Below are 25,228 nucleotides of genomic sequence, written 5' to 3'. Positions count from 1 at the left end.
ATGGATCAGGTACGCGGCAGGGTCACGCCACGCTGGCCCTGATATTTACCGCCGCGGTCCTTGTACGAAACTTCACATTGCTCGTCGGATTCGAGGAACAGCATCTGCGCCACGCCCTCGTTGGCGTAGATTTTCGCCGGCAGGTTGGTGGTGTTGGAGAACTCCAGCGTCACGTGACCTTCCCACTCAGGCTCGAGCGGGGTCACGTTGACGATGATGCCGCAGCGCGCGTAGGTGCTTTTACCCAGGCAGATGGTCAATACGTTGCGCGGAATGCGGAAGTATTCGACGGTGCTGGCGAGGGCGAAGGAGTTCGGCGGAATGATGCAGACGTCGCTGTGAATGTCGACGAAGCTGCCGGCGTCGAAGTTCTTCGGATCGACGATCGCCGAATTGATGTTGGTGAACACCTTGAAATGGTTGGTGCAGCGCACGTCGTAGCCGTAGCTCGACACACCGTAGGAGATCACACGGCTGTCGTCGCTGCCGCGCACCTGGCGCTCGACGAAAGGCTCGATCATGCCGTGTTCCTGCGCCATGCGGCGAATCCACTTGTCCGATTTGATGCTCATGGCGGGTGTCCTGAATAGCGAGGTGGAAAAAATCTGTCCGGCATCTTACCGGGCGCGCCGCCGGGTTCAAAGTCCGCGCTGCAATTCTCGCCGAACACCCTGGAAATACAGGCCCTGGCGACGAACCGTCACACCGTCGATCCCTAAAACAGAGAAACCTTCGCAAGAAACATTGGCACGTTCCGGAAAAAGGGTTAAGGTGGCGCCACTGTGTTGCTTGTGTCACTGAGAATCTCTACACGATATGTTGAATTTCGATCCAACCATCTACAAGAATTTTTCCTGCTCTTTGCACTCAGTCTCGGCCAGGGTTCTTCCTGAGTCGCAGTTATCTTTGTTCAAGGAGTTACACCATGTCTAATCGCCAAACCGGTACCGTTAAGTGGTTCAACGATGAAAAAGGCTTCGGCTTCATCACTCCACAATCCGGTGACGACCTGTTCGTTCACTTCAAAGCTATCCAGTCCGACGGCTTCAAAAGCCTGAAAGAAGGCCAACAGGTTTCTTTCATCGCTACCCGCGGTCAGAAAGGCATGCAAGCTGAAGAAGTACAAGTTATCTAACTTGTAGCTTCTTTAGAAAAGAGCCCCGCCCTCAAAAGCGGGGCTTTTTTGTGGGCGCGTGTTTTTCCATGCGCAAAAAAAGATCGCAGCCTGCGACAGTCCTCCTGTAGGAGCTGCCGCAGGCTGCGATCTTTTGCTTCTGCTTTACCAGGCCACGCCAAACCCTGCGGTGTAGCGGGTCTTGTTCAAATCCGCATCCTTGGTGCCGCTGATGATGTCGCGCTCAGCCTTGAGGTTGAGCGAGGCCCAGTCGGTGACCTTGTAGCGCAAGCCCATCTCGGCATCCAGCGCGTAGTTGGCTACGTCAGATAGCGGCTTGCCCAGTTCGCCATTGGTGAAGAACTCGACTTTTTTGCCGATCAGGTAACGGTTGTAATCCCACTTCATGGCGACCGAGTAGAAGTTGTCCTTGCCGCCATCGCTGTACTCGTAATCGGTGCGGTTGAGCAGCGAGCCGAGCGAGAACGCGCCCAGTTCGTCATCCCAGAACTGGTAACCCGGACCGGTGCCGACCACACGCTGACGCGACAGCTCTTCAACGTAGTCACGCTTGTAGTTCAGGCGACCCTGCCAGAACCACTTGTCAGTCAGGAAGCGGTCGAGTGCGTATTCGGCACGCCAGTTATTGGTGGTGACCTGCTCGTCCTGCACTTCGCGGTTGTATTCGCCCTCGGCGGTGTGCCGCCAGCGGCCATGACGCGCGGTGGTCTTGAAGTCGATGTCGTAGTCGTCGGTGTCCTTTTCCGCACGCTGATAATCCAGGGCCAGGCCAACGTTACCCTTCCACACCAGATCCTCGACCACCGGTTTCGGCTTGAGAATCTGCTGAATGCTCGCCAGCTCCACGGTTTTCGGCGCTTCGCCGTTGGCCAGGGTGACCTTGCCGTCATCGGCAGCGGTCAGCGACTTGGCTTTTTCACCGTTGTAGGCGTCCTGTTTGACCAGCAGCTCCTGATCGCTTTGCAGGGTCTTGACCTCTTTCCAGTCGATGCTGACCGCACCTGCATACTGGGTCTGGATCAGCAATTTGCCGCCATCGAAAACGGAAATCTTGCCGCTCAACTTGTCACCGTTTTTCAACCAGACGGTATCGGCAAGCAGCGGCGTGGAGGCACTGAAGACAGCAAGGCACAACAAGGTTCTGGACAACATAAGCGGATCGAGGGCTCAAGTTTGCGAAAAGGTCGGCATTATCCGTGGGAATAAGACCCTGACAAGGACTGACCGGGCGATTTCCATTGAGTTCATTTCTCATCTGGCCAACGAGCGATTACGCTTAAGCCCATCCACACGACTGATATTCAGGAATCGCGCAGGTGAAAGAGCCGAACCATCCCGATGAAAGCGAGGCGCAAATCCGACGCACGGCGCTTTATTCGACCCTTGCTCAAGTACCTGAAGGCAAGGTGGTCAGCTATGGTCAGTTGGCTGAACTCGCAGGGCTGGGGCGTGCCGCCCGCTGGGTCGGTCGGACCCTGAGCCAATTACCCGGAGATACCAAACTGCCGTGGCACCGGGTACTGGGTGCCGGCGGTCGGATCAGTCTGCCGCTGGGCAGCCCCTCGGGGGACGAACAACGGGCACGATTACGCTCTGAAAGCGTCACCGTCCTGAACAATCGTGTGGATATTCAGCGCCATGGCTGGCGTCCGGTAGAGCACAGCGGTTAGAGTGCGCGCTTTGTTTTCGCAATCTTGAGGCAGACTTCAGCCCATGCCCCGTAAAACCTGGCGCGCCGCGCTCGCCGCCTATGCCAGTCCCTCGACGCTCGTGCTGTTGTTGCTCGGTTTTGCTGCCGGCCTGCCGTACATGCTGGTGTTTTCGACGCTTTCCGTCTGGCTGCGTGAGGCCGGCGTTGCCCGTGAAACCATCGGCTACGCCAGCCTGATCGGTCTGGCGTACGCCTTCAAATGGGTCTGGTCACCGTTGCTCGACCAATGGCGCCTGCCTTTATTGGGCAAGCTGGGCCGCCGCCGTTCGTGGCTGGTGCTCTCGCAGACCCTGGTGATTCTGGGCCTGATCGGCATGGGCTTCTGTGATCCGCAGAAACACCTGTCCTGGCTGATTGCGATTGCCGTTATCGTCGCTTTCGCCTCCGCCACCCAAGACATCGCGGTCGACGCCTATCGCCTGGAAATTGCCGACGACAGCCGGCAGGCTGCGCTGGCGGCCAGTTACATGTCCGGCTATCGCGTCGCCGCCCTGTTGGCCACGGCGGGCGCACTGTTCTTCGCCGAAGGCTTCGGCTCCACCGGCTTCAACTATCAACATTCGGCCTGGACCGGCACCTACGCCCTGTTCGGCGTGTTGATGGTCCCTGCCCTGCTGACTTCGCTGCTGATGCGCGAGCCGCCGGTGCCACTGCGCACGCAACTGCAGGCCGGTCGCTACAGCTTCGTGCATCAACTGGCCTCGGTATTCGTGCTGATCGTGCTGTTGGTGTCAGTTCCGGCGATGTTTACCCAGCTCTATAACACCGATTTCGCCAGCGTGTTGTTCGGCAACATGAGTCCGCTCGACCTGCTGCTCGAAGACCGCGCCTTCCTGCGCGCCATTCTCTACACCCTGCTCACCGGCCTGTGCCTGTCGACCATGGGCCGTCGCGGCCTGGCCCCGGTGCTGACGCCAGTCAATGACTTCATCCTGCGCTACCGCTGGCAGGCGTTGCTGCTACTCGGACTGATCGCGACCTATCGGATGTCCGACACGGTGATGGGCGTGATGGCCAACGTGTTCTACATCGACCAGGGCTTCACCAAGGATCAGATCGCCAGCGTCAGCAAGATCTTTGGCCTGATCATGACCCTCGTCGGCGCCGGTATGGGCGGCCTGCTGATTGTGCGCTTCGGTATCCTGCCGATCCTGTTCATCGGTGGCGCGGCGTCAGCGGCAACCAATCTGCTGTTCGTGATGCTCGCCGATATGGGGCCGAACCTGAAGATGCTGGTGGTGACCATTTCCCTCGACAACTTCAGTTCAGGGCTTGCGACCTCGGCGTTCGTCGCCTACCTGTCGAGCCTGACCAACCTGAAGTTCTCGGCCACCCAGTACGCCCTGCTCAGTTCGATCATGCTGTTGCTGCCACGCCTGATGGGTGGCTATTCAGGGGTGATGGTCGAGAAGTTCGGCTACCACAGCTTCTTCATGATCACCGCACTGCTCGGCGTGCCGACACTGCTGCTGATCGCCCTGCACTGGTTCCAGGAAAATCGCCGTGCGGGCCCGACGCCAACGCCAGAGCCGGCACCAACCTCCGTCGTCGAAGAGTCGTAGGACACTTCAGCTACGGCGGGAGGATTCCCGCCGTAGCGCCTCACCGCCGAGCGCAATCCTGTACGTCGGCAAATCTCGCCGGTACACTGCTCCGTCATTTCCAGTCATAGCAACCGACAACGGCCAACCATGCGCACCAGTCAATTTTTGCTCGCCACACAGAAAGAAACGCCTTCCGATGCGGTCGTCGTCAGCCACCAGCTGATGCTGCGCGCCGGCATGATCCGCAAACTCGCTTCGGGCCTGTACACCTGGCTGCCGATGGGCTTGCGGGTAATGCGCAAGGTTGAAGCCATCGTTCGCGAAGAGATGAACGCTGCCGGCTCTCTTGAAGTGTTGATGCCGAGCACCCAACCGGCCGAGCTGTGGCAGGAATCGGGACGCTGGGAAGAATACGGCCCTGAGTTGCTGCGCATCAAAGACCGCCACGGTCGCGACTTCTGCGCGGGCCCGACCCACGAAGAAGTGATCACCGATCTGATGCGCAACGAGTTGAGCAGCTACAAACAGCTGCCGATCAACCTGTACCAGATCCAGACCAAATTCCGTGACGAAATCCGCCCACGCTTCGGTTTGATGCGCGGCCGCGAATTCATCATGAAGGACGCCTACTCGTTCCACGCCGATCAGGCTTCGCTGCAGGTCACCTACGACCGCATGCATCAGGCGTACTGCAACGTGTTCACCCGTCTGGGCCTGAAATTCCGTCCGGTTGAAGCCGACAACGGCTCGATCGGTGGCGCCGGCTCCCACGAATTCCACGTACTGGCCGAGTCCGGCGAAGACGACATCGTCTTCAGCAACGGTTCCGACTACGCGGCAAACATCGAGAAAGCCGAAGCCGTGCCACGGGAAACCTCGCGTCCAGCGCCGGCCGAAGAGCTGCGCCTGGTCGACACTCCAGACACCAAGACCATTGCCGCGCTGGTGGAAAAATTCAATCTGCCGATTGAAAAGACCATCAAGACCCTTATCGTCCACGCCGAAGAGCCAGGCAAGCTGATTGCCCTGATCATCCGTGGCGACCATGAGCTGAACGAAATCAAGGCTGCCAACCAACCAGGCGTGGCCAGCCCGCTGGTCATGGCTTCCGATGCCGAACTGCGTGACGCCATTGGCGCCGGCGCCGGTTCGCTCGGCCCGCTGAATCTGCCGCTGCCGATCATCATCGACCGCTCGGTCGAACTGATGAGCGACTTCGGCATCGGTGCGAACATCGACGACAAGCACTACTTCGGCGTGAACTGGGAGCGCGATCTGCCGGTTCCAACCGTTGCCGACCTGCGTAACGTCGTGGCCGGTGACCCAAGCCCGGACGGCAAAGGCACCCTGGAAATCAAGCGCGGCATCGAAGTCGGGCACATCTTCCAGCTGGGCAACAAGTACAGCAAGGCGATGAAGTGCGAAGTGCTGGGCGAGAACGGCAAGCCGGTCACCCTGGAAATGGGTTGCTACGGTATCGGCGTATCCCGCGTGGTCGCTGCCGCCATCGAGCAGAACAACGACGAAAAAGGCATCATCTGGAGCGACACCCTGGCACCGTTCCAGATCGCTCTGGTACCGCTGCGTTATGAAACCGAGCAGGTGCGCGAAGCCACTGACAAGCTGTACGCAGAACTGACGGCGGCCGGTTTCGAAGTGCTGCTGGACGATCGCGACAAGAAAACCAGCCCGGGCATCAAGTTCGCGGACATGGAGCTGATCGGCATTCCTCACCGGATCGTGGTCAGCGACCGCAGCCTCGCCGAAGGCAACCTGGAATACAAGAGCCGCACCGAGGCCGAAGCGCAAGCGCTGCCGGTCGCCGATGTGCTGTCCTTCCTTCAGGCCCGTATCCGCCGCTGAATCCAGATAGAGACCTCATGTTCAAGCGAAACACCTTGGGCCTCGGTGGTGCCGCCTTGTGCGGCGCCCTGCTGGTCAGCGGCTGTGCCAATCAGATGTCACAGCGCAGCGAGCACGAAGAGCGGGTCGAGCGCAAATTGCTCGATCACAGCCTGCAGATCGATGTCGGTGAGCCCAAGGAGCTCGAGCTGCCGCAGCGTCGCGTGAAAATCAACGAACAGAAGACCTTCGAAGTCACCGAGTTCGAAGTCACCCGTCGTTACGATCGCTACACGCCTTATCAGCCCTGGCGCGAAATCTACGAGATCCCGCTGGGCGCAGTGGCCGTGGTCGCCGGTATCGGCGCCAATGTGGTCAACGTATTCGCTCTGGGCAACCTGCCGGACAGCGTGACCAAAGACTGGTTGAACTATGGCATTGCCGGGGTCAACCCGTTCATGAACGTGCAGTCCCACGGCCGTGCGCAACAGAACCTGGCCGGTATCGATGAAGTCCAGCGCGACAAGCGCATGGAGTATTCGAGCCTGCCGTGGAGCGAGCGCCCGGTGCAGGTCAAGGCCGGCAAACAGACCTTCGACATGACCACCGACCGCAACGGCGTGCTGCGCCTGAACCTGCTGGACAGTCCGTTCGCCGAAAATGACCTGAATCATATCGGCAAGCTGCAGATCAGCGTCGAAGACGGCAAGGATGACGTGCACAGCGACTCATCCCTGGCGATCAGCAGCCATTTGCGCAGCAAGTTGCTCGAAGCGCACGGGTTGATTTACGACGATCTGGAAGACGACGAAGTGAGCCAGTGGGTCCACCGGGTCAAGCGTCTGTCGGAACTGGGTCTGGAGGAAGAGGCCAGCGAGCTGGAACAAAGCCTCATTGAACTGACGCGTAACGATCCTGAGTTGCAGGCCGAGTTTCTCAAGTCGCTGACCAAGGATGCGGGGCGCCTGGTCGCGGATCCAGGACCGAATTAACAGCAAAAGCTTCGCGATCAGGCTCGCTCCCACAGTGGAATGCAATCTAATGTGGGAGCGAGCTTGCTCGCGAAGAGGTCCTGACGGACACCGCAAATCTACCGCTCAAACAGCTCCATCTGCTCAAACCCACCGCGCAAATCCTCCAGCCTCACCCCCACACCCAACAACCGCACCGGTTTCCCGCCCCGGTTGAACGCCTGGGTCAGCATCAACTGATAACTGCCCAGATCGCGCCCTGCGCCGGCTTGCTCCAGTGTGGTCTGAGTAAAGTCATGGAACTTCACTTTGACGAACGGCTTGCCCGGGCGATAGCTGCTGTCGATCCGCTCCATGCGGGTTTTCAGGGTTTCCAGCAGCTCCGGCAGTTTGTCGAGGCAACTGCGCAGATCCGGCAGATCGACGTCGTAGGTATTTTCCACGCTGATTGACTGACGGCGGCTGTCGTTGTGCACCAACCGGTCATCGATCCCACGGGCCAGGCTCCAGAGTCGCTCACCGAAACTGCCGAATTCGCGCACCAGTGCCAGCTTGTCCCACTCGCGCAGTTGCAGGCAATCGACGATGCCGAGCTTGCCCAGTTTGTCGGCAGTGACTTTGCCGACGCCGTGCAACTTGCTCACCGGCAAGCCACTGACGAAATCATCGACCTGATCCGGGGTAATCACGAACAACCCGTTGGGCTTCTTCCAGTCACTGGCGATCTTGGCCAGAAACTTGTTCGGGGCCACGCCAGCAGAGACGGTGATGTGCAACTGATTGGAGACCCGCCGGCGAATATCCTGAGCGATGCGCGTGGCGCTGCCGCCAAAATGCGCGCTGTCGGAGACGTCGAGATAAGCCTCATCCAGCGACAGTGGCTCGATCAGGTCGGTGTAATCGCGAAAGATCGTATGGATTTCCTTCGAGGCTTCGCGATAGGCCTCCATGCGCGGCTTGACGATGGTCAAGTCGGGACACAGTTTCAAGGCATGCCCGGACGACATTGCCGAACGTACGCCATACGCCCGCGCTTCGTAGTTGCAGGTCGCAATCACCCCACGCCGATCCGCCAACCCGCCCACCGCCAGGGGCTTGCCGGCCAGGTTCGGGTCGTCGCGCATTTCGATGGCGGCGTAGAAACAGTCACAGTCGACGTGGATGATTTTTCGCTGGGTCATGACAGAAAAGGAAACATGGCGAGCCGGAAACGCAGTATCTCACTGACACCTGTATATAGCACCAGTGGTCTGAATGTTCTTTTCAGGTTGTAGGAAAACAACCATGAATTTATTTTCTCAATCGAGAATCGCCGACCGATAGAGCTGAAAGCCTTGCCCCACCTGCCCTGCGCGCCCTTCTCCTGCACTGCAAAAAGCGCTAAGCGATTGAACAGGAACAGATTTATCCAGATTCAAGGTTGACACCCCGGTGATCCTCTGTAGAATGCCGACACACAGACGCGGGATGGAGCAGTCTGGTAGCTCGTCGGGCTCATAACCCGAAGGTCGTCGGTTCAAATCCGGCTCCCGCAACCAAACATCAAAAAAGGCTACTCGAAAGAGTGGCCTTTTTTGTGCGCGCCTGTTTTTCAACCGACGTGCTGTATCACGCGCAGCCGCACGAACAGGAATTCGTTGCATTTCCGAAACTTACCGCTGGGCTGCGACCGTTTGACGCAAATTCACACTTATTTGACCCTTTACGGGATTAGCGGTTGACACCTCGCCGTTCGCCTGTAGAATGCCGCCACACAGACGCGGGATGGAGCAGTCTGGTAGCTCGTCGGGCTCATAACCCGAAGGTCGTCGGTTCAAATCCGGCTCCCGCAACCAAACATCAAAAAAGGCTGCTCGAAAGAGTGGCCTTTTTTGTATCTGTGGAAAAAGTCCTTTCGCAACAATGATCTGTCACGCTGCAGTGAAACGCTCAGGATCATCAGACCCGCCAAGTTGCGACTATGCTTGAGTCGCAGGCAAGACGTCTGCAATCCATGACCCGCCCTCGCCGATCCCGGATGAGAGGCGTAGTATTTTGTGATTATTTTTTTCTACAGGGATTGGTAACTTGGCTGGATACCTCCATCCTGTCGCGCACAATCCAAGAGGTGATTGATGCGCGCCAACTCGTCTGATTCACAAGACACCGTCACAGCAGAACATCCGATCAAACCCGAGCGCCTGCGCTTGCTGGATCGGTTGAGCAAATATCGCCAGCCGATCGGTCTGGCGGTCACGTTGCTGCTGTTTGCCATTGCGCTGATTGCCTGTCGCCATCTGCTGAGCGAGCTCGATCTCTACGCATTGCACGACTCGATCCTGGCGGTGCCAAAACCGGCCCTGCTCGGCGCAGTGGCTGCGACGGTGGTCGGCTTCATCATCTTGCTGGGCTATGAATGGTCGGCCAGCCGCTATGCCGGCGTGACACTGCCGCCGCGCACTCTGGCGCTGGGCGGCTTCACCGCATTTGCGATTGGCAACGCCATCGGCCTGTCGCTGCTGTCCGGCGGCTCGGTGCGCTACCGTTTATATGCACGCCATGGGCTGGGCGCCTCCGAAGTCGCGCACATGACGCTGTTCGCCAGCCTGTCGCTGGGTTGCGCCCTGCCACCGCTGGCGGCTCTCGCGACCCTGAGCGACCTGCCCGCCGCCTCCGCCGCACTGGGCCTGTCAGAAGGCCTGCTCGGCACGATTGCCATGGTGGTGCTGGGTCTGGGCGCGATTCTCGCGATCGGCATCTATCGCCGACGCCTGCCGGAGCAGCCGTACCGCGACAACCTGCTGGTCAGGGCCGGTCGCCGGACGCTGCGCCTGCCCGGCCGACGCCTGACCTTCCTGCAACTGATCATCACCGCCCTCGACGTCGCCGCAGCGGCCACCGTACTGTATCTGCTGCTGCCGGAAGCCCCGCCGTTCGGCGCTTTCCTGCTGGTGTACCTGCTGGCCCTGGCCGCCGGCGTCCTCAGCCATGTGCCGGGGGGGGTCGGGGTCTTCGAAGCGATCCTGCTGGCCGCGTTTGCCGACACCCTTGGTGCCGCGCCGCTGGCCGCCGCCCTGCTGCTCTATCGTCTGATCTACGTCGTGCTGCCGCTGCTGGTGGCCTGCCTGTTTTTGCTGATCAACGAAGGCCAGCGCCTGTTCCAGACCCAGACCATGCGCGCCGCATCCGGTCTGGCCGCACCGATTCTGGCGGTGCTGGTGTTCCTGTCCGGTGTGGTACTGCTGTTTTCCGGCGCCACCCCGGAGATCGACACGCGTCTGGAACACATCGGTTTTCTGATCCCGCATCGCCTGGTCGACGCCTCGCACTTCGGCGCCAGCCTGATCGGCGTGCTGTGTCTGATGCTGGCGCAGGGCCTGCGCCGTCGCCTGTCAGCCGCGTGGATGCTGACCACCATTCTGTTGCTGGTCGGCGCGCTGCTCTCGCTGCTCAAAGGCTTCGACTGGGAAGAAGCCACGCTGATGACCCTCACCGCTGCGCTGCTGGGAGTGTTCCGCCGTTCGTTTTATCGCCCGAGCCGATTGACCGAGCTGCCCTTCTCGCCGCTGTATCTGGTGGCCAGCCTTTGCGTGTTGGGCGCCTCGACCTGGTTGCTGCTGTTCGCCTATCAGGACGTGCCTTACAGCCATCAACTGTGGTGGCAGTTCACCCTCGACGCTGACGCCCCGCGCGGCTTGCGTTCGCTGCTCGGCGCCGCCGTGCTGTTGCTGGTGATCGCCCTGACCTGGCTGCTGCGTACCGCGCGCCCGGTGATCCACCTGCCGACCCCGGACGAACTGGATCGCGCGGCGAAAATCCTGATGGCTTCGTCGCAACCCGATGGCGGCCTCGCGCTGACCGGTGACAAGGCGTTGCTGTTTCACCAGAACGACGAAGCCTTCCTGATGTACGCCCGCCGTGGCCGTAGCCTGGTGGCACTGTACGATCCGATCGGCCCCGGTCAGCAACGCGCCGAGATGATCTGGCAGTTCCGCGATCTGTGCGACATCCATCACGCTCGCCCGGTGTTCTATCAGGTACGTGCGGAAAACCTGCCGTACTACATGGACATCGGCCTGACCGCGATCAAGCTCGGCGAAGAAGCCCGGGTCGATCTGCAGCGCTTTGACCTGGAAGCCAAGGGCAAAGAGATGAAAGACCTGCGCTACACCTGGAACCGTGGTACCCGCGATGGTCTGTCGCTGGAAATCCATGAGCCGGGCCAGGCGCCGATGGACGAGTTGAAAGTGATTTCCGATGCGTGGCTGACCGGCAAGAACGTGCGCGAGAAAGGTTTCTCCCTCGGTCGATTCAGCGACGATTACCTGAAGCATTTCCGCATTGCGGTGATTCGCTTCGAAGGTCGCCCGGTGGCGTTCGCCAACCTGCTCGAGACTTTCAGCCATGACCTGGCCAGTCTCGACCTGATGCGCTCGCACCCGGACGCCCCCAAGCTGACCATGGAATTCCTGATGGTCGGCCTGATTCAACACTATAAGAGTCACGGATACGCGCGCTTCAGCCTGGGCATGGTGCCGTTGTCGGGGTTGCAACCCCGGCGTGGTGCACCGCTGACCCAGCGTCTGGGCTCGATGGTCTTCCGCCGTGGTGAGCAGCTGTACAACTTCCAAGGCTTGCGCCGCTTCAAAGACAAGTTCCAGCCTGACTGGGAACCCCGTTATATGGCAGTGCCCGCCGGACTCGATCCGCTGGTGGCACTGGCCGATACTGCTGCCCTGATCGCGGGCGGCTTGACTGGATTGGTGAAACGCTGATGATTCAACGCTCCCTGAAGTACATCCTGGCCGCACTGATCGTGCTGGCCGTGATTGCCGGCGGCGGTTACTGGTACCTCAAACGCCCGGCACCGCAACCGACTCTGCAACCACTGACGGCCGCCGACGGCACGGTCATGACCCGCGTCATTCCCGGCACCCAGCCCAAGGCTCAGGTGCTGGTCGCGGTCAATGACGACCAGAAGTTGACCGACAACCAACTGAGCACCCTGAGCCGCAGCGCCTCGGCGCAGATCGTTCAGGTGATTCTGCCCAAGGACTGCCTGCAACAGAGCCGCGCCCTGCAAACCGGCCTGCGCGAACTGAATGGCCCGGCCACGCTGGTCAGCGGTATCGGCCCTGGCGCGGTACTGGCCTGGCGCTGGTTGTCCGAGCAGAAGGACGACAAGGCCCAGGCGATCTCGGTCGACCTGGCGCTGGAAAAACCCGGTTGCACCCACCTGCTGCCGAAATCCGCGGCTCATGGCCACTGGCTGGTGGCATGGAACGACAACCCGGACGACACCAGCGCCGGTTTCGTGCGCGATCAACCGAACGCCGAAACCAGCATCAGCGACTACGACATCAACCTGCCGCAGGTGCTGAACAACGAACTGCGCAAGATCCTCGTCGGCGGCGACAAGGCCAACGGCGGTCTGGCGATCCCGGTAGTGGAAGTGCCGGCCGGTCAGGCCAAAGACACCGTGACCCTGTTCCTCTCCGGTGACGGCGGCTGGCGCGACCTCGACCGCGACGTGGCCGGCGAGATGGCGAAGATTGGCTACCCGGTGGTCGGCATCGACACCCTGCGCTACTACTGGCAGCACAAGAGCCCTGAACAAAGCGCACTGGATCTGACCGAACTGATGCAGCACTACCGGCAGAAATGGGGCACCAAGCGCTTCATCCTCACCGGTTACTCGTTCGGTGCCGACGTCCTGCCGGCGATCTACAACCGCCTGCCGGACACCGAGCAGCAACGCGTCGACGCCATTATCCTGCTGGCCTTCGCCCGCACCGGCAGCTTCGAAATCGAAGTCGAAGGCTGGCTCGGCAACGCCGGCAAAGAAGCCGCCACCGGCCCGGAAATGGCCAAGCTGCCAGCGGCCAAAGTGGTGTGCATCTACGGCGCCGAAGAAACCGACGAAAGCGGCTGCACCGACAAGACGGCAGTTGGCGAAGCGGTGAAACTGCCCGGCGGCCACCACTTCGACGAGAACTACCCGGCGCTGGCCAAGCGTCTGGTGGACTTGATCGAGAAGCGTCAGAGCAAGGATCAACCGGCAGAGTGATCTGAAGCGCACCAACGGAAAGCCCCCGCAACTTCACGGTTGCGGGGGCTTTTTTACGCAAACTTGCAGCACTTCCTGCCAGTCGAAACTTCTATCGATACCGAGACTAAAGCTGAACATCTATCCACGTGATGTCATCTTCTACATCGATACAGCTGCCATCCGGCGCTGCTAGCAAGTAGCTTTGCTGTAACTCGGTTAGCTCCGCCCAAAAGCCATCGGTTGCAAATACCAGTCGTTCTCTTGGGGTCAATGAATGAAACACAAAGTCAGGGTTCGGTGCGCGACTCGCCTTCAAGCATCGAGTCACCCGGTGTCGAGCGGGATCTTGCGCCAGCTCGGAGTGAGAACGGTCGCGCCTCCAGTTAGCCTTACAGTGGGGCGACGTAATCCATTCGATCGCGCCTGCCGGCGTCACAACACCGCACGAACAATCACCCTCATACGCAAGCGTGAGTTTCCCATGAGCAGCGACACCCACCACATAACAAGTGGCGCCCGTGTGACTTGCAAACAAAACGGGGTGGAGGTTGGCCAGTATAGAAAGCAGTACCTGTTCAACAGCTTCGCACTCAGTGATATCGAGGCCGTGATCAATGTGTTTTGACCATACCTCTAAAACACCTTTCACAAAGGACTCAGCCAACTGGCCACTGCCAACCCTTGAGGTACCGTCCGTGATAACAAATACGCCGTTTTCTCCATCACAGAGCGCTCCAGCAAAGTCATGATTGGTTCTCCTGGCTCGCCCTGCTACCGATCTGAAGTGGTATTTCATGCGCTGCCCAGTTCTTTCATGCGCCCATGAATGATTTGCCCTCTTCCCGGATTGGCCTGTACCGAGCCCGAGCTTTCAATCACATAGTCAATGCCACTGAGAACCCTGAGTGCTCGAACTCCATTCGTGATGAATTCTTTGAGCTCGGATTCCGCCTGCCGAACCTCCTCTAAAAGCTCTGGACGTCCATCAATCAAGATAATGATGTCTTCGACGTCTTTATGGTATGGATCGCCACCGCCACGACCACTGAAGGCTTCCAGTTTTGTCGCGAGAAAATAGGTCGGTTTGAATATCTGGATGACGGTACCGCTGGGCAACGTAAATTTATTGGCCCGCGCCAGCCCCTCTACAAACCAGCGATTGGCATATCCGAGAACCTCGGGATCAGAAGGCATCACGTCAACGACGATGTCGTTGAAGCGGAAACGACAGTTCACTTCATCCTCGCCAGTAATCTTGAAATTCCTGGCCGCCAACCGTTCGGTAAGCTGCTGCCAGGCGCCAATGCCTGCCAGCTCGATCACCAGGTCAACATCATCGGTGAAGCGAATGTCGTCCAGCACAACAGCATCAGTTACCAGCATGGCTGTGGTGCAACCTCCGACAAAGGCAACCTCCGCGAGAAACGCCTCTCCCAAACCCTCAGTAACAAACTCTATAAGCTCGTAGTTGTGATCAGCGTTGGATGACATGTTATTTCAGTCCCATCCCTGCTTTTAGAATGTTGACCGCAACACCACACTCTCGCGGACCTCCAAGGCGGATTGCATCAGCAAGCGCAAGATAGTGGTAAAGAGTCCTGTCCTTCTTCACCGCTTCCGGCACTGTCTTGTAGAGCGGCTCTATCGCCTGACCACGCTCCGCTCCAAGTGCATCTGGCCAAACCGGAATCAGTCCGCCAGCACTTTTGATGCTATTGGACAGTGCCGGTGCTGCAAAACCCGTCGGGATGCCGCGAACCATTGCCCCGGGCTTTACAGGGAAAAAGTATTTCAGAGCGTGCTCGGTGATGTTTAGCAACTGCCGCCGGTTAACTTTTGGAAGTCCGGTGTCATAGTCATTGGTGAGCAGCCCGGACACACGACACCTGGCGATGGAATTTGAAACTTCGCTCTTGCTTAGCCCAAGTGAAGCAGACAACGCACGCAACGAGTAACCTTCACTCCAGCTCGCCAGTGGTGGAACAGCTACCGGCTCCGACCACCCTTCCCACCCTGCCTCATCGTCCAAGGGCGAATCGAAATCCTGTCGGCGGAATACAGTATCTTCACCGTCGGTGGAGTAGGTGACCAATGGTTGCCCCACCCGGCCGGCCGCCGTCATTTGACCGACCACGCAGGGCTTCAACAACTCCTCGACTCTGTTCGAATTTGACTCCGACTCCATTACCCCAAAGAGGTTTTCCTCCTGAGCGTGAAGGCTGGTCATCTTGAACAAAAGCAAAATGTCTTGACTCTTCATGAAGCTTAAAACCCCAAGTGTCCACATTCCATAAAACGTGGGCACTTGTCTCATTCAAAATATCCGATAGTCAAGCCCTTTATTCGGCCCCGCTCCTGTGGCGCCAACTCAAGAATCCACCTGCCCCGAGATTGCTCGCCACCTTAATTCCGGTTACCGGTGTCGCAATATCAGATGACATCCGCATACCTTGTAGGCAAACTCCCAATCTCGTGTTTAGGCACTTTTCCGCTCTGTTGCGCTGTTTTTCGACGGGATACTCTCTGGACGTCGCTGACCCATTCAGCGATCGGGCTTGGTAACCCGGTGGAATAAGGCGCAACAGCGCACCCGACACGACTCAGGCGTTATCCCGTCCGAGCCCCTGTGTTATGGCAGCTGTGTGTGGGACGCTTTCGAGCGTGCCGGTTTCCTTGATTCCCCGGTTTACCAACCTGCGCACAGCTGCCACCCATTCGCTTGGTATCGGATGCGGCAGCTCTCGAAATCAAGGGAACTGACAATGAACAATCCATCTGATCTTAAAACCATCGGCTTCACCCTCTTCCTCTACCACTCGGATCAAGCGCTCTTCAATGTCCGCTCTGGCATCCCGATCCTCGATGCCTTGTCCCAATCCTCCGACCTGCTGTCCCTCGCCAAATCATTCACCGAAGACGCCGCCTTCATCAGAGATACCGATCGTCACGCCTGGGCTGCGCATTACCTCACCGTGATGGGCAAAGCCTTGATTGATGACGTGATCCAAACGCTGATGCCGCGACCTGCGCGGACGAGGACCGAATCTGAAGAAGAATTGCCTGAAAGCCACTGACACCACAGAATCCTTGTGGGAGCGAGCTTGCTCGCGAATGCGGTGGATCAGCCACCACATGTCTCGACCGACACTCGGCCTTCGCGAGCAAGCTCGCTCCCACAGGGGATTTGCAGTGGGTTAGAGGTTTATGTGAAGCACAAAAAAGCCCCCGCCAGCCACAAGGCTGACGGGGGCTTTCCAGCTAGGGCGCGGCTACATCTCCACCTGAGTCCCCAGCTCAATCACCCGGTTCAGCGGCAGATTGAAGAACCGCAAATTCCCGTTGGCATTTTTCAACATGAACGCGAACAGCGCCTCGCGCCAGCGGGCCATGCCTTCGAGTTTCGAGGCGATTACCGTTTCGCGGCTGAGGAAGTAAGTGGTGCGCATCGGGCTGAAGTCCAGTTCATCCAGATGACACAGCTTCAGCGCCTGCGGCACGTCCGGCTCGTCGGTGAAGCCGAAGTGCAGGATCACCCGGAAGAAGCCTTCGCCGTGGGCCTCGACTTCGAAGCGTCGCGATGGCGGCACGCGCGGGATGTCTTCGTAGACCACGGTCAGCAGCACCACTTGCTCGTGCAGCACCTGGTTGTGCAGCAGGTTGTGCAACAGCGCATGTGGCACGGCGTCGGAGCGCGCGGTGAGGAACACCGCAGTGCCCTGCACGCGGTGCGGCGGTTGTACGCGGATGCTGCTGATGAAGATCGGCAGCGGCAGCGCGCCTTCGTCGAGGCGCTCGACCAGCAATTGCTTGCCGCGCTTCCAGGTGGTCATCAGCACGAACAGGGCGATACCGGCGATCACCGGGAACGCACCGCCCTGGACGATTTTCGGCACGTTGGCGGCGAAGTACAGACCGTCCACCAGCAGGAAACCGATCAGCACCGGCACCGCGAGAATCGGCGGCCACTTCCACAGCAGCAGCATGACCGCCGACACCAGAATGGTGGTCATCAGCATGGTGCCGGTTACTGCCACGCCGTAAGCCGAGGCCAGTGCGCCCGAGGATTCAAAGCCCAGTACCAGCAGCACAACGCCAACCATCAGCGACCAGTTCACCGCGCCGATGTAGATCTGGCCCTGTTCATCGCTGGAGGTGTGCTGGATGTACATGCGCGGAATGTAGCCGAGTTGGATCGCCTGACGGGTCAGAGAGAACGCGCCGGAAATCACCGCTTGCGAAGCGATCACCGTGGCCAGGGTCGACAGCCCCACCAGCGGAATCAGCGCCCAGCTCGGCGCCAGCAAGTAGAACGGGTTACGTGCCGCTTCCGGGTTTTCCAGCAACAGCGCCCCCTGACCGAAGTAGTTCAGCACCAGCGCCGGCAGCACCAGCAGGAACCACGCACGGGCAATCGGCTTGCGCCCGAAGTGGCCCATGTCGGCGTACAGCGCTTCGGCACCGGTCAGCGCCAGCACCACGGCGCCGAGGATCGCCACGCCCATGCCTGTGTGAACCATGAAAAAGCGCACGGCCCAGACCGGGTTCATCGCGTGCAGCACTTCCGGGTAATGGCTGATGCCGTAAACGCCGAGGGCGCCGAGCACCAGAAACCAGGTGACCATGATCGGCCCGAACAGAATGCCGATCCGCGCGGTGCCGTGGCTCTGGATCAGAAACAAGCCGACCAGCACCACCAGCGACAGCGGCACCACCCAGTGGTCGATGCCGTCAAACGCCAGCCCCAGGCCTTCAATGGCCGACAATACGGAAATCGCCGGGGTGATCATGCTGTCGCCGTAAAACAGCGCCGCGCCGATCAGTCCGCAAACCACCAGTAATGAACGCAACTTCTTGCGCCCCCCCGCCGCACGCCGTGCCAGTGCGGTGAGCGCCATGATGCCGCCTTCGCCCTGGTTGTCGGCGCGCAGGACGAACATCATGTATTTGATCGAGACGACCCAGATCAGCGACCAGAAGATCAACGACAGAATGCCCAGCACCCCGTCGTGATTGACGGGCACACCATAGCCGCCGGAAAACACTTCTTTGAGGGTGTACAACGGGCTCGTGCCGATGTCGCCGTAAACCACTCCGACTGCCGCGACCAGCATGCTCAGCGGTTTTGCAGCCGAATGCTCGGCGCCCGCCGCCTGACTACTTGCCTGACCCATCCAACACTCCTGATTCTCAAACCGGCTTCTTTGAATGAAGCACTATGCTTTGTGGTGCAGCATGCGCTGTTTTACCTGTTGTTACAGACGTTTTGTTGACTGTAAAAAATTGGTAAAGCTCAACGGCGCGAAGCATAGCGCAGCACTCGTCGTATTTCCCTGCATAAAGCTGGTCAAGTGCGTTGCTCATCGCTAGAATTGCGCACTTTTTGATCAGAGGCGCACCCTAAGCGCCCATCCGTCGGTTTTCCCACACGGCAAGCGACGTCACAAAACACCGAGGTTAGACATGTCCACCACTCCTGCGCCGGCCAATCCAAAGGTTGGCTTTGTATCTCTGGGTTGCCCGAAAGCACTGGTCGACTCCGAGCGCATCCTGACCCAGCTGCGCATGGAAGGCTATGACGTGGTGTCCACCTATCAGGACGCCGACGTGGTCGTGGTCAACACCTGCGGTTTCATCGACTCGGCCAAGGCCGAGTCGCTGGAAGTGATCGGTGAAGCGATCAAGGAAAACGGCAAGGTCATCGTGACCGGCTGCATGGGCGTGGAAGAAGGCAATATCCGCGACGTGCACCCGAGCGTGCTGTCCGTCACCGGTCCGCAGCAGTACGAGCAGGTGGTCAACGCCGTGCACGAAGTGGTGCCGCCGCGTCAGGATCACAACCCGCTGATCGACCTGGTGCCGCCGCAAGGCATCAAGCTGACCCCGCGTCACTACGCGTACTTGAAAATTTCCGAAGGCTGCAACCACAGCTGCAGCTTCTGCATCATCCCGTCGATGCGCGGCAAACTGGTCAGCCGTCCGGTGGGCGATGTGCTCGACGAAGCCCAGCGTCTGGTCAAATCCGGCGTCAAAGAGCTGTTGGTGATCTCGCAAGACACCAGCGCCTACGGCGTCGACGTGAAATACCGCACCGGTTTCTGGAACGGCGCGCCGGTGAAAACCCGCATGACCGAACTCTGCGAAGCGCTGAGCACCTTGGGCGTGTGGGTGCGTCTGCACTACGTTTACCCGTACCCGCACGTTGACGAGCTGATCCCGCTGATGGCCGCCGGCAAGATCCTGCCGTACCTGGACATCCCGTTCCAGCACGCCAGCCCGAAAGTCCTGAAGTCGATGAAACGCCCGGCGTTCGAAGACAAGACCTTGGCGCGGATCAAGAACTGGCGCGAAATCTGCCCGGATCTGATCATCCGTTCGACCTTCATCGTCGGCTTCCCGGGCGAAACCGAAGAAGACTTCCAGTACCTGCTGAACTGGCTGACCGAAGCCCAGCTCGACCGCGTCGGCTGCTTCCAGTACTCGCCGGTGGAAGGCGCACCGGCCAATGATCTGGACCTGGAAATCGTGCCGGACGACGTCAAGCAGGATCGTTGGGAGCGCTTCATGGCGCACCAGCAGGCGATCAGCTCGGCACGCCTGCAGATGCGCATCGGCCGCGAGATCGAAGTGCTGGTGGACGAAGTCGACGAGCAAGGCGCGGTTGGCCGCTGCTTCTTCGATGCCCCGGAAATCGACGGCAACGTGTTCATCGACAACGGCAGCAACCTCAAGCCGGGCGACAAGGTCTGGTGCAAGGTGACTGACGCTGACGAATACGATCTGTGGGCTGAACAGATCTAAACGCAGCACACCCTGTAGGAGCTGCTAAAGGCTGCGATCTTTTGATCCTGAAAAGATCGCAGCCTCGTTTCACTCGACAACTCCTACAGGGATTGTGCCAAACCCAAAAGCCTCGCTCTTTTTTACAAGATGCGGGGCTTTTTTGCGGCTATCGTTTGCTGTGGGAAGGAATCCCGCTTATCCACTGGAAAGAGGCGACGGGCATGCGTCAGCATTCGGTCATTCACACGCCGAAACTCAGCGACTATCAGGAACTGACCCGGGTGTGGGAGGCCTCGGTTCGCGCGACCCATGATTTCCTGCCGGACAGCTACATCGAGTTGCTGCGCAATCTGGTGCTCACGCGTTACCTGGATGCAGTGATGCTGATCTGTACCAAGGACGCCAACCAGCGTATCACCGGGTTTGCCGGCGTGGCGGCAGGCAAGATCGAGATGCTGTTCATCGATCCCGAGCATCGCGGCCAGGGTTTGGGCAAGAAACTGCTCAACTACGCCATGCAGCACCTGAATGCCGATGAACTCGACGTCAACGAACAGAACCCGCAGGCGCTGGGGTTTTACTTCAAGCAGGGTTTTGAGGTGATTGGCCGCTCGGACGTGGATGGCATGGGCCAGCCGTACCCGTTGCTGCATATGCGCCTGCGGCAGAACCAGCAGCGCTCCAGCAACGGCTGACACATCGTAGAACCCTGTGGGAGCTGGCTTGCCAGCGATGCAGGCGGCTCGGTCTGACAGATGCACCGAGGTGATGCCATCGCTGGCAAGCCAGCTCCCACAGGAATTGCGAACACCCTGCAAATGGAACCGGGCTTAACCGGCGCCAGGCAGGTACAATGCCCACCCCTTTTTTGTTACGGCCCTGTCATGACTGACCCGATTCGCCTCTCCAAACGCCTCATCGAACTGGTCGGTTGCTCCCGCCGGGAGGCCGAGCTGTTCATCGAGGGCGGCTGGGTCACCGTGGACGGCGAAGTGATCGACGAACCGCAATTCAAGGTCGGCGAGCAGAAAGTCGAACTCGACAAGGACGCCAAGGCCACCGCGCCAGAGCCGGTGACCATCCTGCTCAACGTGCCGGCCGGCATGAGCACTGAAGACGCCATGCAGACACTCGGCGCCGACACTCTCGGCGAAGAACACCGCTACGGCAAACGTCCGTTGCGCGGGCATTTTCTGCGCCTGACCGCCAGCGCCGATCTGCAGCCCAAGGCCAGCGGCCTGCTGGTGTTTACGCAGGACTGGAAAGTGCTGCGCAAACTGACTGCCGACGCAGCCAAGATCGAGCAGGAATACGTGGTCGAGGTCGAGGGCGACATGGTTGCCCATGGCCTCAACCGCCTGCAGCTCGGCCTCACCTACAAGGGCAAGGAGCTGCCGCCGGTCAAGGCCAGCTGGCAGAACGAAAACCGCCTGCGCTTCGCCATGAAGAACCCGCAGCCGGGAATCATCGCCCAGTTCTGCGAAGCGGTTGGCCTGAAGGTCGTCGGCATCCGTCGCATCCGCATCGGCGGTGTATCGATCGGCAAGGTTCCGGTGGGCCAATGGCGCTACCTGTCCGGCAAAGAGAAGTTCTGACGCCTCTGTTGCCGCCACACACTCCGGCAACGCGCCTGCGCGTTGCCCAAAACGGAATATCAGGATTACCCTCATGGTTCATAACGACGTATTGCGCAGCGTGCGCTACATGCTCGACATCAGCGACAAGAAAGTTGTCGAGATCATCAAACTCGGCGGCATGGACGTGACCCTCGCCGACGTGATCACCTGGCTCGACAAGAAAGAAGAAGACGAAGAGGGTTTCGTGCGCTGCCCGGACGAAGTCATCGCACACTTCCTCGACGGTCTGGTGGTGTTTAAGCGCGGCAAGGACGAAAGCCGTCCGCCGCAACCGATCGAAGTGCCGGTGACCAACAACATCATCCTGAAGAAACTGCGCGTGGCCTTCGAACTCAAGGAAGACGACATGCACGCGATCCTCAAGGCTGCCGAATTCCCGGTGTCCAAGCCTGAGCTGAGCGCGTTGTTCCGCAAGGTCGGCCACACCAACTACCGTCCGTGCGGCGACCAGTTGCTGCGCAATTTCCTCAAGGGCCTGACCCTGCGCGTTCGCGGCTGATCACCGAGCATGACTTACAGCGTCTCCCCTATCGGCTTCGTGCGCTCCTGCTTCAAGGAGAAGTTCGCCATCCCGCGCCAGCCGCAACTGGCCCCCGCCGCCCGTGGCGTGCTGGAACTGGTGGCGCCGTTCGATCAGGGGGATGCCGTGCAGGGGCTGGAGCAGGTCAGCCATGTCTGGCTGTTATTCCTGTTTCATCAGGCGCTGGAAGAAAAGCCGCGCCTGAAAGTGCGCCCGCCACGGCTGGGCGGTAACAAGTCGATGGGCGTGTTCGCCACCCGTGCGACGCATCGGCCCAATGGCATCGGGCAGTCAGTGGTGAAGCTGGACAAGGTCGAGGCCAATCGGCTGTTCATTTCGGGGATCGACTTGCTCGACGGCACGCCGATTCTCGACATCAAACCTTATGTGCCTTACGCCGATATCATCGCTGACGCCTCCAACAGCATCGCCAGTGCCGCGCCGGGGCTGATCGACGTGCAGTGGACGGACGCCGCGCTGCGACAGGCGCACGGGCATGCTCAGCGCCTTGGCGAGCCTTTGGTCGAGTTGATCGAGCAGTGCCTGGCGCAGGATCCGCGCCCGGCGTATCAGACACCGACGCCAGAGCGCGAGTACGGCGCGCAGTTCTGGGATCTGGACGTGCGTTGGCATTACCCGACGCCGGAGCAGATTTGCGTGCTGGAAGTGATCCCGGCCTCGGCGTAATCCCCGGAAACGAAAAAGCCCGCGCTGCCTTCTCAGGCAACGCGGGCTTTTTCATTCAATAAAAATCATTGTGGGAGCGAGCTTGCTCGCGAAAGCGGTCTGTCATTAACAGGTGTGTTGGCTGACACGACGCCTTCGCGAGCAAGCCCGCTCCCACAGGTATTGCGTGTTACTTCTCGACGAACGCACGCTCGATCAGGTAATCACCCGGCTCGCGCATCCGCGCCGAGATCTTCAGGCCGAAGCTGTCGAGCACTTCGCTGGTCTCGTCGAGCATGCTCGGGCTGCCGCAGATCATCGCGCGGTCGTCCTGCGGGTTGATCGGTGGCAGGCCGATGTCGCTGAACAGCTTGCCGCTGCGCATCAGGTCGGTCAGACGGCCCTGGTTCTCGAACGGCTCGCGAGTCACGGTCGGGTAGTAGATCAGCTTGTCACGCAGCGCTTCGCCGAAGAACTCGTTCTGCGGCAGGTGCTCGGTGATGAATTCGCGGTAGGCGACTTCGTTGACGTAACGCACGCCGTGCACCAGGATCACTTTTTCAAAGCGCTCGTAGGTTTCCGGGTCCTGGATCACGCTCATGAATGGCGCAAGACCGGTGCCGGTGCTCAGCAGGTACAGATGCTTGCCCGGGTTCAGGTCGTCCAGTACCAGAGTGCCGGTAGGCTTCTTCGAGATGATGATCTCGTCGCCTTCCTTCAGGTGCTGCAGCTGCGAGGTCAGCGGACCGTCCTGCACCTTGATGCTGAAGAACTCCAGATGCTCTTCCCAGTTCGGGCTGGCGATCGAGTAAGCGCGCATAAGCGGGCGGCCGTTGGGCTGTTGCAGGCCGATCATCACGAACTGACCGTTCTCGAAGCGCAGGCCCGGATCACGGGTGCACTTGAAGCTGAACAGAGTGTCGTTCCAGTGATGAACACTGAGGACACGCTCGTGGTTCATGTTGCTCATGTACGTGGGACTCCTGGATATTGGGTCTGCGCTCGGCTTTGCGGCCGACAGTGCGCAATTGCAACGCATTCTAATAGCGACGACAATATCTGTTAACTGGATTATTAAGATAAGGGTTATCGGTTATATCGATATGCGATTTACTCTTCGTCAACTGCAAGTCTTCGTCGCCGTCGCCCAGCAGGAAAGCGTATCTCGTGCTGCGGGTCTGCTCAACCTCTCGCAATCGGCGGCGAGCACCTCGATCACCGAACTGGAGCGCCAGTCCAGCTGCCAGCTGTTCGATCGCGCCGGCAAACGCCTGAGCCTCAACGCCCTCGGCAAACAGCTGTTGCCGCAAGCGGTGGCCCTGCTCGACCAGTCCAAGGAAATCGAAGACCTGCTCAACGGCAAATCCGGTTTCGGCTCACTGTCGGTGGGCGCCACCCTGACTATCGGCAATTATCTGGCGACCCTGTTGATCGGCGGCTTCATGCAGCGCCATCCGGAAAGCCAGGTGAAACTGCATGTGCAAAACACTGCCAATATCGTGCATCAAGTGGCCCATTATGAAATTGATCTGGGTCTAATCGAAGGCGACTGCAGCCACCCGGACATTGAAGTGCAGAGCTGGGTCGAGGATGAGCTGGTGGTGTTCTGTGCGCCGCAACATCCGCTGGCCAAACGCGGCAGTGCGACCATGGAAGAGCTGACCCACGAGGCGTGGATCCTGCGTGAACAAGGCTCCGGCACACGGCTGACCTTCGATCAGGCCATGCGTCACCATCGCAGTGCGCTGAATATCCGTCTGGAGCTGGAACACACCGAAGCGATCAAACGCGCGGTGGAATCAGGATTGGGGATTGGCTGCATTTCACGGCTGGCGCTGCGTGATGCGTTCCGCCGTGGCAGTCTGGTGGCGGTGGAAACCCCGGATCTGGATCTGGCCCGGCAGTTTTACTTCATCTGGCACAAGCAGAAATACCAGACCTCGGCCATGCGCGAGTTTCTCGATCTGTGCCGCGCTTTCACCGCCGGGGTGCAGCGCAGCGACGAGATCGTCTTGCCAAGCATCGCTTAAAGCAGAATCACCGCCCACACCAGAGCAATCATGCTCAGGGCCACGAATTGCGCGGCGCTGCCCATGTCCTTGGCGTTTTTCGACAGCGGGTGCAATTCCAGGGAAATGCGGTCAATGGCCGCTTCCACTGCCGAGTTCAGCAGCTCGACGATCAACGCCAGCAGGCACACGGCGATCAGCAGCGCCTGTTCAACGCGACTGACATTCAGGAAGAACGTCAACGGAATCAGCACCACATTGAGCAGCACCAATTGGCGGAACGCTGCTTCGCCGGTGAAGGCTGCGCGCAGGCCGTCCAGCGAGTAACCGGAAGCGTTGAGGATGCGTTTCAGGCCGGTCTGGCCCTTGAAAGGTGACATAACGT

The 25,228-nt window shown here is 59.5% G+C and carries 23 protein-coding genes and 2 tRNA genes; 16 read left to right on the top strand and 9 right to left on the bottom strand.

The window, feature by feature from the left end; all coding sequences use genetic code 11:
* Positions 1 to 5 precede the first annotated feature (5 nt).
* Positions 6 to 572 (bottom strand): dCTP deaminase, encoded by a 567-nt coding sequence (dcd, locus tag PMI25_RS00640; protein ID WP_003222308.1) that lies wholly within the window; start codon positions 570 to 572, stop codon positions 6 to 8.
* Between the two features lie 353 nt (positions 573 to 925).
* Between dcd and PMI25_RS00635 the strand changes: the two genes are divergently transcribed.
* On the top strand, positions 926 to 1,135 hold the full coding sequence (locus PMI25_RS00635) for a cold-shock protein (protein ID WP_002554837.1): 210 nt from the start codon (positions 926 to 928) through the stop codon (positions 1,133 to 1,135).
* A gap of 144 nt (positions 1,136 to 1,279) precedes the next feature.
* On the opposite strand, the gene PMI25_RS00630 is transcribed toward PMI25_RS00635, so the two are convergent.
* Positions 1,280 to 2,287, bottom strand: a complete 1,008-nt coding sequence (locus PMI25_RS00630) for a DUF481 domain-containing protein (RefSeq protein WP_007961919.1) — start codon at positions 2,285 to 2,287, stop codon at positions 1,280 to 1,282.
* Between the two features lie 164 nt (positions 2,288 to 2,451).
* Here PMI25_RS00630 and PMI25_RS00625 point away from each other — a divergent pair, with 164 nt between their 5' ends.
* From PMI25_RS00625 to PMI25_RS00610, 4 genes are all read left to right on the top strand, one after another.
* Entirely contained in the window at positions 2,452 to 2,805 is a 354-nt protein-coding gene (locus PMI25_RS00625; protein ID WP_007961920.1) for an MGMT family protein, read from the top strand.
* A 43-nt stretch (positions 2,806 to 2,848) separates the two neighbouring features.
* Positions 2,849 to 4,408 (top strand): AmpG family muropeptide MFS transporter, encoded by a 1,560-nt coding sequence (locus PMI25_RS00620; RefSeq protein ID WP_007961922.1) that lies wholly within the window; start codon positions 2,849 to 2,851, stop codon positions 4,406 to 4,408.
* A gap of 129 nt (positions 4,409 to 4,537) precedes the next feature.
* Positions 4,538 to 6,253, top strand: coding sequence for a proline--tRNA ligase (locus tag PMI25_RS00615; RefSeq protein ID WP_007966681.1), 1,716 nt, complete (start codon positions 4,538 to 4,540; stop codon positions 6,251 to 6,253).
* Between the two features lie 17 nt (positions 6,254 to 6,270).
* A complete protein-coding gene (locus PMI25_RS00610; RefSeq protein WP_007966680.1) occupies positions 6,271 to 7,224 on the top strand; it encodes a hypothetical protein in 954 nt (317 codons plus the stop codon).
* Positions 7,225 to 7,322: 98 nt separating this feature from the next.
* On the opposite strand, the gene dinB is transcribed toward PMI25_RS00610, so the two are convergent.
* The gene (gene dinB, locus PMI25_RS00605; RefSeq protein ID WP_007966678.1) at positions 7,323 to 8,384 is read right to left on the bottom strand and encodes a DNA polymerase IV; all 1,062 of its coding nucleotides are present in this window, start codon (positions 8,382 to 8,384) and stop codon (positions 7,323 to 7,325) included.
* Positions 8,385 to 8,664: 280 nt separating this feature from the next.
* Here dinB and PMI25_RS00600 point away from each other — a divergent pair.
* The 4 genes from PMI25_RS00600 to PMI25_RS00585 all read left to right on the top strand — a co-directional run bounded on the left by PMI25_RS00600 (position 8,665) and on the right by PMI25_RS00585 (position 13,249).
* Positions 8,665 to 8,741, top strand: a tRNA-Met gene (locus PMI25_RS00600).
* Between the two features lie 220 nt (positions 8,742 to 8,961).
* A tRNA-Met gene (locus tag PMI25_RS00595) sits at positions 8,962 to 9,038 on the top strand.
* 279 nt (positions 9,039 to 9,317) lie between these two features.
* Positions 9,318 to 11,957, top strand: a complete 2,640-nt coding sequence (mprF, locus tag PMI25_RS00590; RefSeq protein WP_007964392.1) for a bifunctional lysylphosphatidylglycerol flippase/synthetase MprF — start codon at positions 9,318 to 9,320, stop codon at positions 11,955 to 11,957.
* Positions 11,957 to 13,249, top strand: a complete 1,293-nt coding sequence (locus PMI25_RS00585) for a virulence factor family protein (RefSeq protein ID WP_007964390.1) — start codon at positions 11,957 to 11,959, stop codon at positions 13,247 to 13,249. The genes mprF and PMI25_RS00585 overlap by 1 nt, the downstream gene beginning before the upstream one ends.
* 106 nt (positions 13,250 to 13,355) lie before the next feature.
* Here PMI25_RS00585 and PMI25_RS27780 read toward each other — a convergent pair whose 3' ends face one another.
* The 3 genes from PMI25_RS27780 to PMI25_RS00575 are packed head-to-tail and all read right to left on the bottom strand — an operon-like array spanning position 13,356 to position 15,518.
* Complete coding sequence (locus PMI25_RS27780) at positions 13,356 to 14,027, bottom strand: PP2C family protein-serine/threonine phosphatase (RefSeq protein WP_081755171.1); 672 nt, start codon at positions 14,025 to 14,027, stop codon at positions 13,356 to 13,358.
* On the bottom strand, positions 14,024 to 14,722 hold the full coding sequence (locus tag PMI25_RS00580) for a hypothetical protein (protein ID WP_007964388.1): 699 nt from the start codon (positions 14,720 to 14,722) through the stop codon (positions 14,024 to 14,026). Before PMI25_RS00580 ends, PMI25_RS27780 begins: the two co-directional genes overlap by 4 nt.
* Position 14,723: 1 nt before the next feature.
* Positions 14,724 to 15,518, bottom strand: coding sequence for a MarR family transcriptional regulator (locus tag PMI25_RS00575; protein ID WP_177325686.1), 795 nt, complete (start codon positions 15,516 to 15,518; stop codon positions 14,724 to 14,726).
* A 475-nt stretch (positions 15,519 to 15,993) separates the two neighbouring features.
* Between PMI25_RS00575 and PMI25_RS00570 the strand changes: the two genes are divergently transcribed.
* Positions 15,994 to 16,305 carry a DUF3077 domain-containing protein gene (locus tag PMI25_RS00570; RefSeq protein WP_007964384.1) on the top strand — a complete coding sequence of 104 codons (312 nt, stop codon included), beginning with the start codon at positions 15,994 to 15,996 and terminating at the stop codon, positions 16,303 to 16,305.
* A 195-nt stretch (positions 16,306 to 16,500) separates the two neighbouring features.
* Here PMI25_RS00570 and PMI25_RS00565 read toward each other — a convergent pair whose 3' ends face one another.
* Complete coding sequence (locus tag PMI25_RS00565; RefSeq protein ID WP_443200884.1) at positions 16,501 to 18,342, bottom strand: potassium transporter Kup; 1,842 nt, start codon at positions 18,340 to 18,342, stop codon at positions 16,501 to 16,503.
* Positions 18,343 to 18,691: 349 nt separating this feature from the next.
* Here PMI25_RS00565 and rimO point away from each other — a divergent pair, with 349 nt between their 5' ends.
* The 5 genes from rimO (at position 18,692) to tsaA (ending at position 22,855) form a co-directional block, all read left to right on the top strand.
* A complete protein-coding gene (gene rimO, locus PMI25_RS00560; protein WP_007964382.1) occupies positions 18,692 to 20,029 on the top strand; it encodes a 30S ribosomal protein S12 methylthiotransferase RimO in 1,338 nt (445 codons plus the stop codon).
* 203 nt (positions 20,030 to 20,232) lie between these two features.
* On the top strand, positions 20,233 to 20,706 hold the full coding sequence (locus tag PMI25_RS00555) for a GNAT family N-acetyltransferase (protein ID WP_007964381.1): 474 nt from the start codon (positions 20,233 to 20,235) through the stop codon (positions 20,704 to 20,706).
* Positions 20,707 to 20,895: 189 nt separating this feature from the next.
* On the top strand, positions 20,896 to 21,606 hold the full coding sequence (locus PMI25_RS00550) for an rRNA pseudouridine synthase (protein WP_007964380.1): 711 nt from the start codon (positions 20,896 to 20,898) through the stop codon (positions 21,604 to 21,606).
* A gap of 73 nt (positions 21,607 to 21,679) precedes the next feature.
* Positions 21,680 to 22,147 (top strand): DUF1456 family protein, encoded by a 468-nt coding sequence (locus PMI25_RS00545; RefSeq protein ID WP_007964379.1) that lies wholly within the window; start codon positions 21,680 to 21,682, stop codon positions 22,145 to 22,147.
* A gap of 9 nt (positions 22,148 to 22,156) precedes the next feature.
* Positions 22,157 to 22,855 carry a tRNA (N6-threonylcarbamoyladenosine(37)-N6)-methyltransferase TrmO gene (gene tsaA / locus PMI25_RS00540; RefSeq protein WP_007964378.1) on the top strand — a complete coding sequence of 233 codons (699 nt, stop codon included), beginning with the start codon at positions 22,157 to 22,159 and terminating at the stop codon, positions 22,853 to 22,855.
* A gap of 169 nt (positions 22,856 to 23,024) precedes the next feature.
* Here tsaA and fpr read toward each other — a convergent pair whose 3' ends face one another.
* A complete protein-coding gene (gene fpr, locus PMI25_RS00535) occupies positions 23,025 to 23,804 on the bottom strand; it encodes a ferredoxin-NADP reductase (RefSeq protein WP_007908723.1) in 780 nt (259 codons plus the stop codon).
* A 133-nt stretch (positions 23,805 to 23,937) separates the two neighbouring features.
* On the opposite strand from fpr, the gene PMI25_RS00530 reads away from it, so the two are divergent.
* Complete coding sequence (locus tag PMI25_RS00530; RefSeq protein ID WP_007964377.1) at positions 23,938 to 24,864, top strand: LysR family transcriptional regulator; 927 nt, start codon at positions 23,938 to 23,940, stop codon at positions 24,862 to 24,864.
* Here PMI25_RS00530 and PMI25_RS00525 read toward each other — a convergent pair.
* Positions 24,861 to 25,223 carry a diacylglycerol kinase gene (locus PMI25_RS00525; RefSeq protein WP_003222276.1) on the bottom strand — a complete coding sequence of 121 codons (363 nt, stop codon included), beginning with the start codon at positions 25,221 to 25,223 and terminating at the stop codon, positions 24,861 to 24,863. The genes PMI25_RS00530 and PMI25_RS00525 overlap by 4 nt on opposite strands.
* Between the last annotated feature and the right edge of the window lie 5 nt (positions 25,224 to 25,228).

Origin of the sequence: Pseudomonas sp. GM30, assembly GCF_000282275.2 — a bacterium.
Classification (GTDB): domain Bacteria; phylum Pseudomonadota; class Gammaproteobacteria; order Pseudomonadales; family Pseudomonadaceae; genus Aquipseudomonas.
This window is presented reverse-complemented; position numbering and strand designations above follow the sequence as displayed.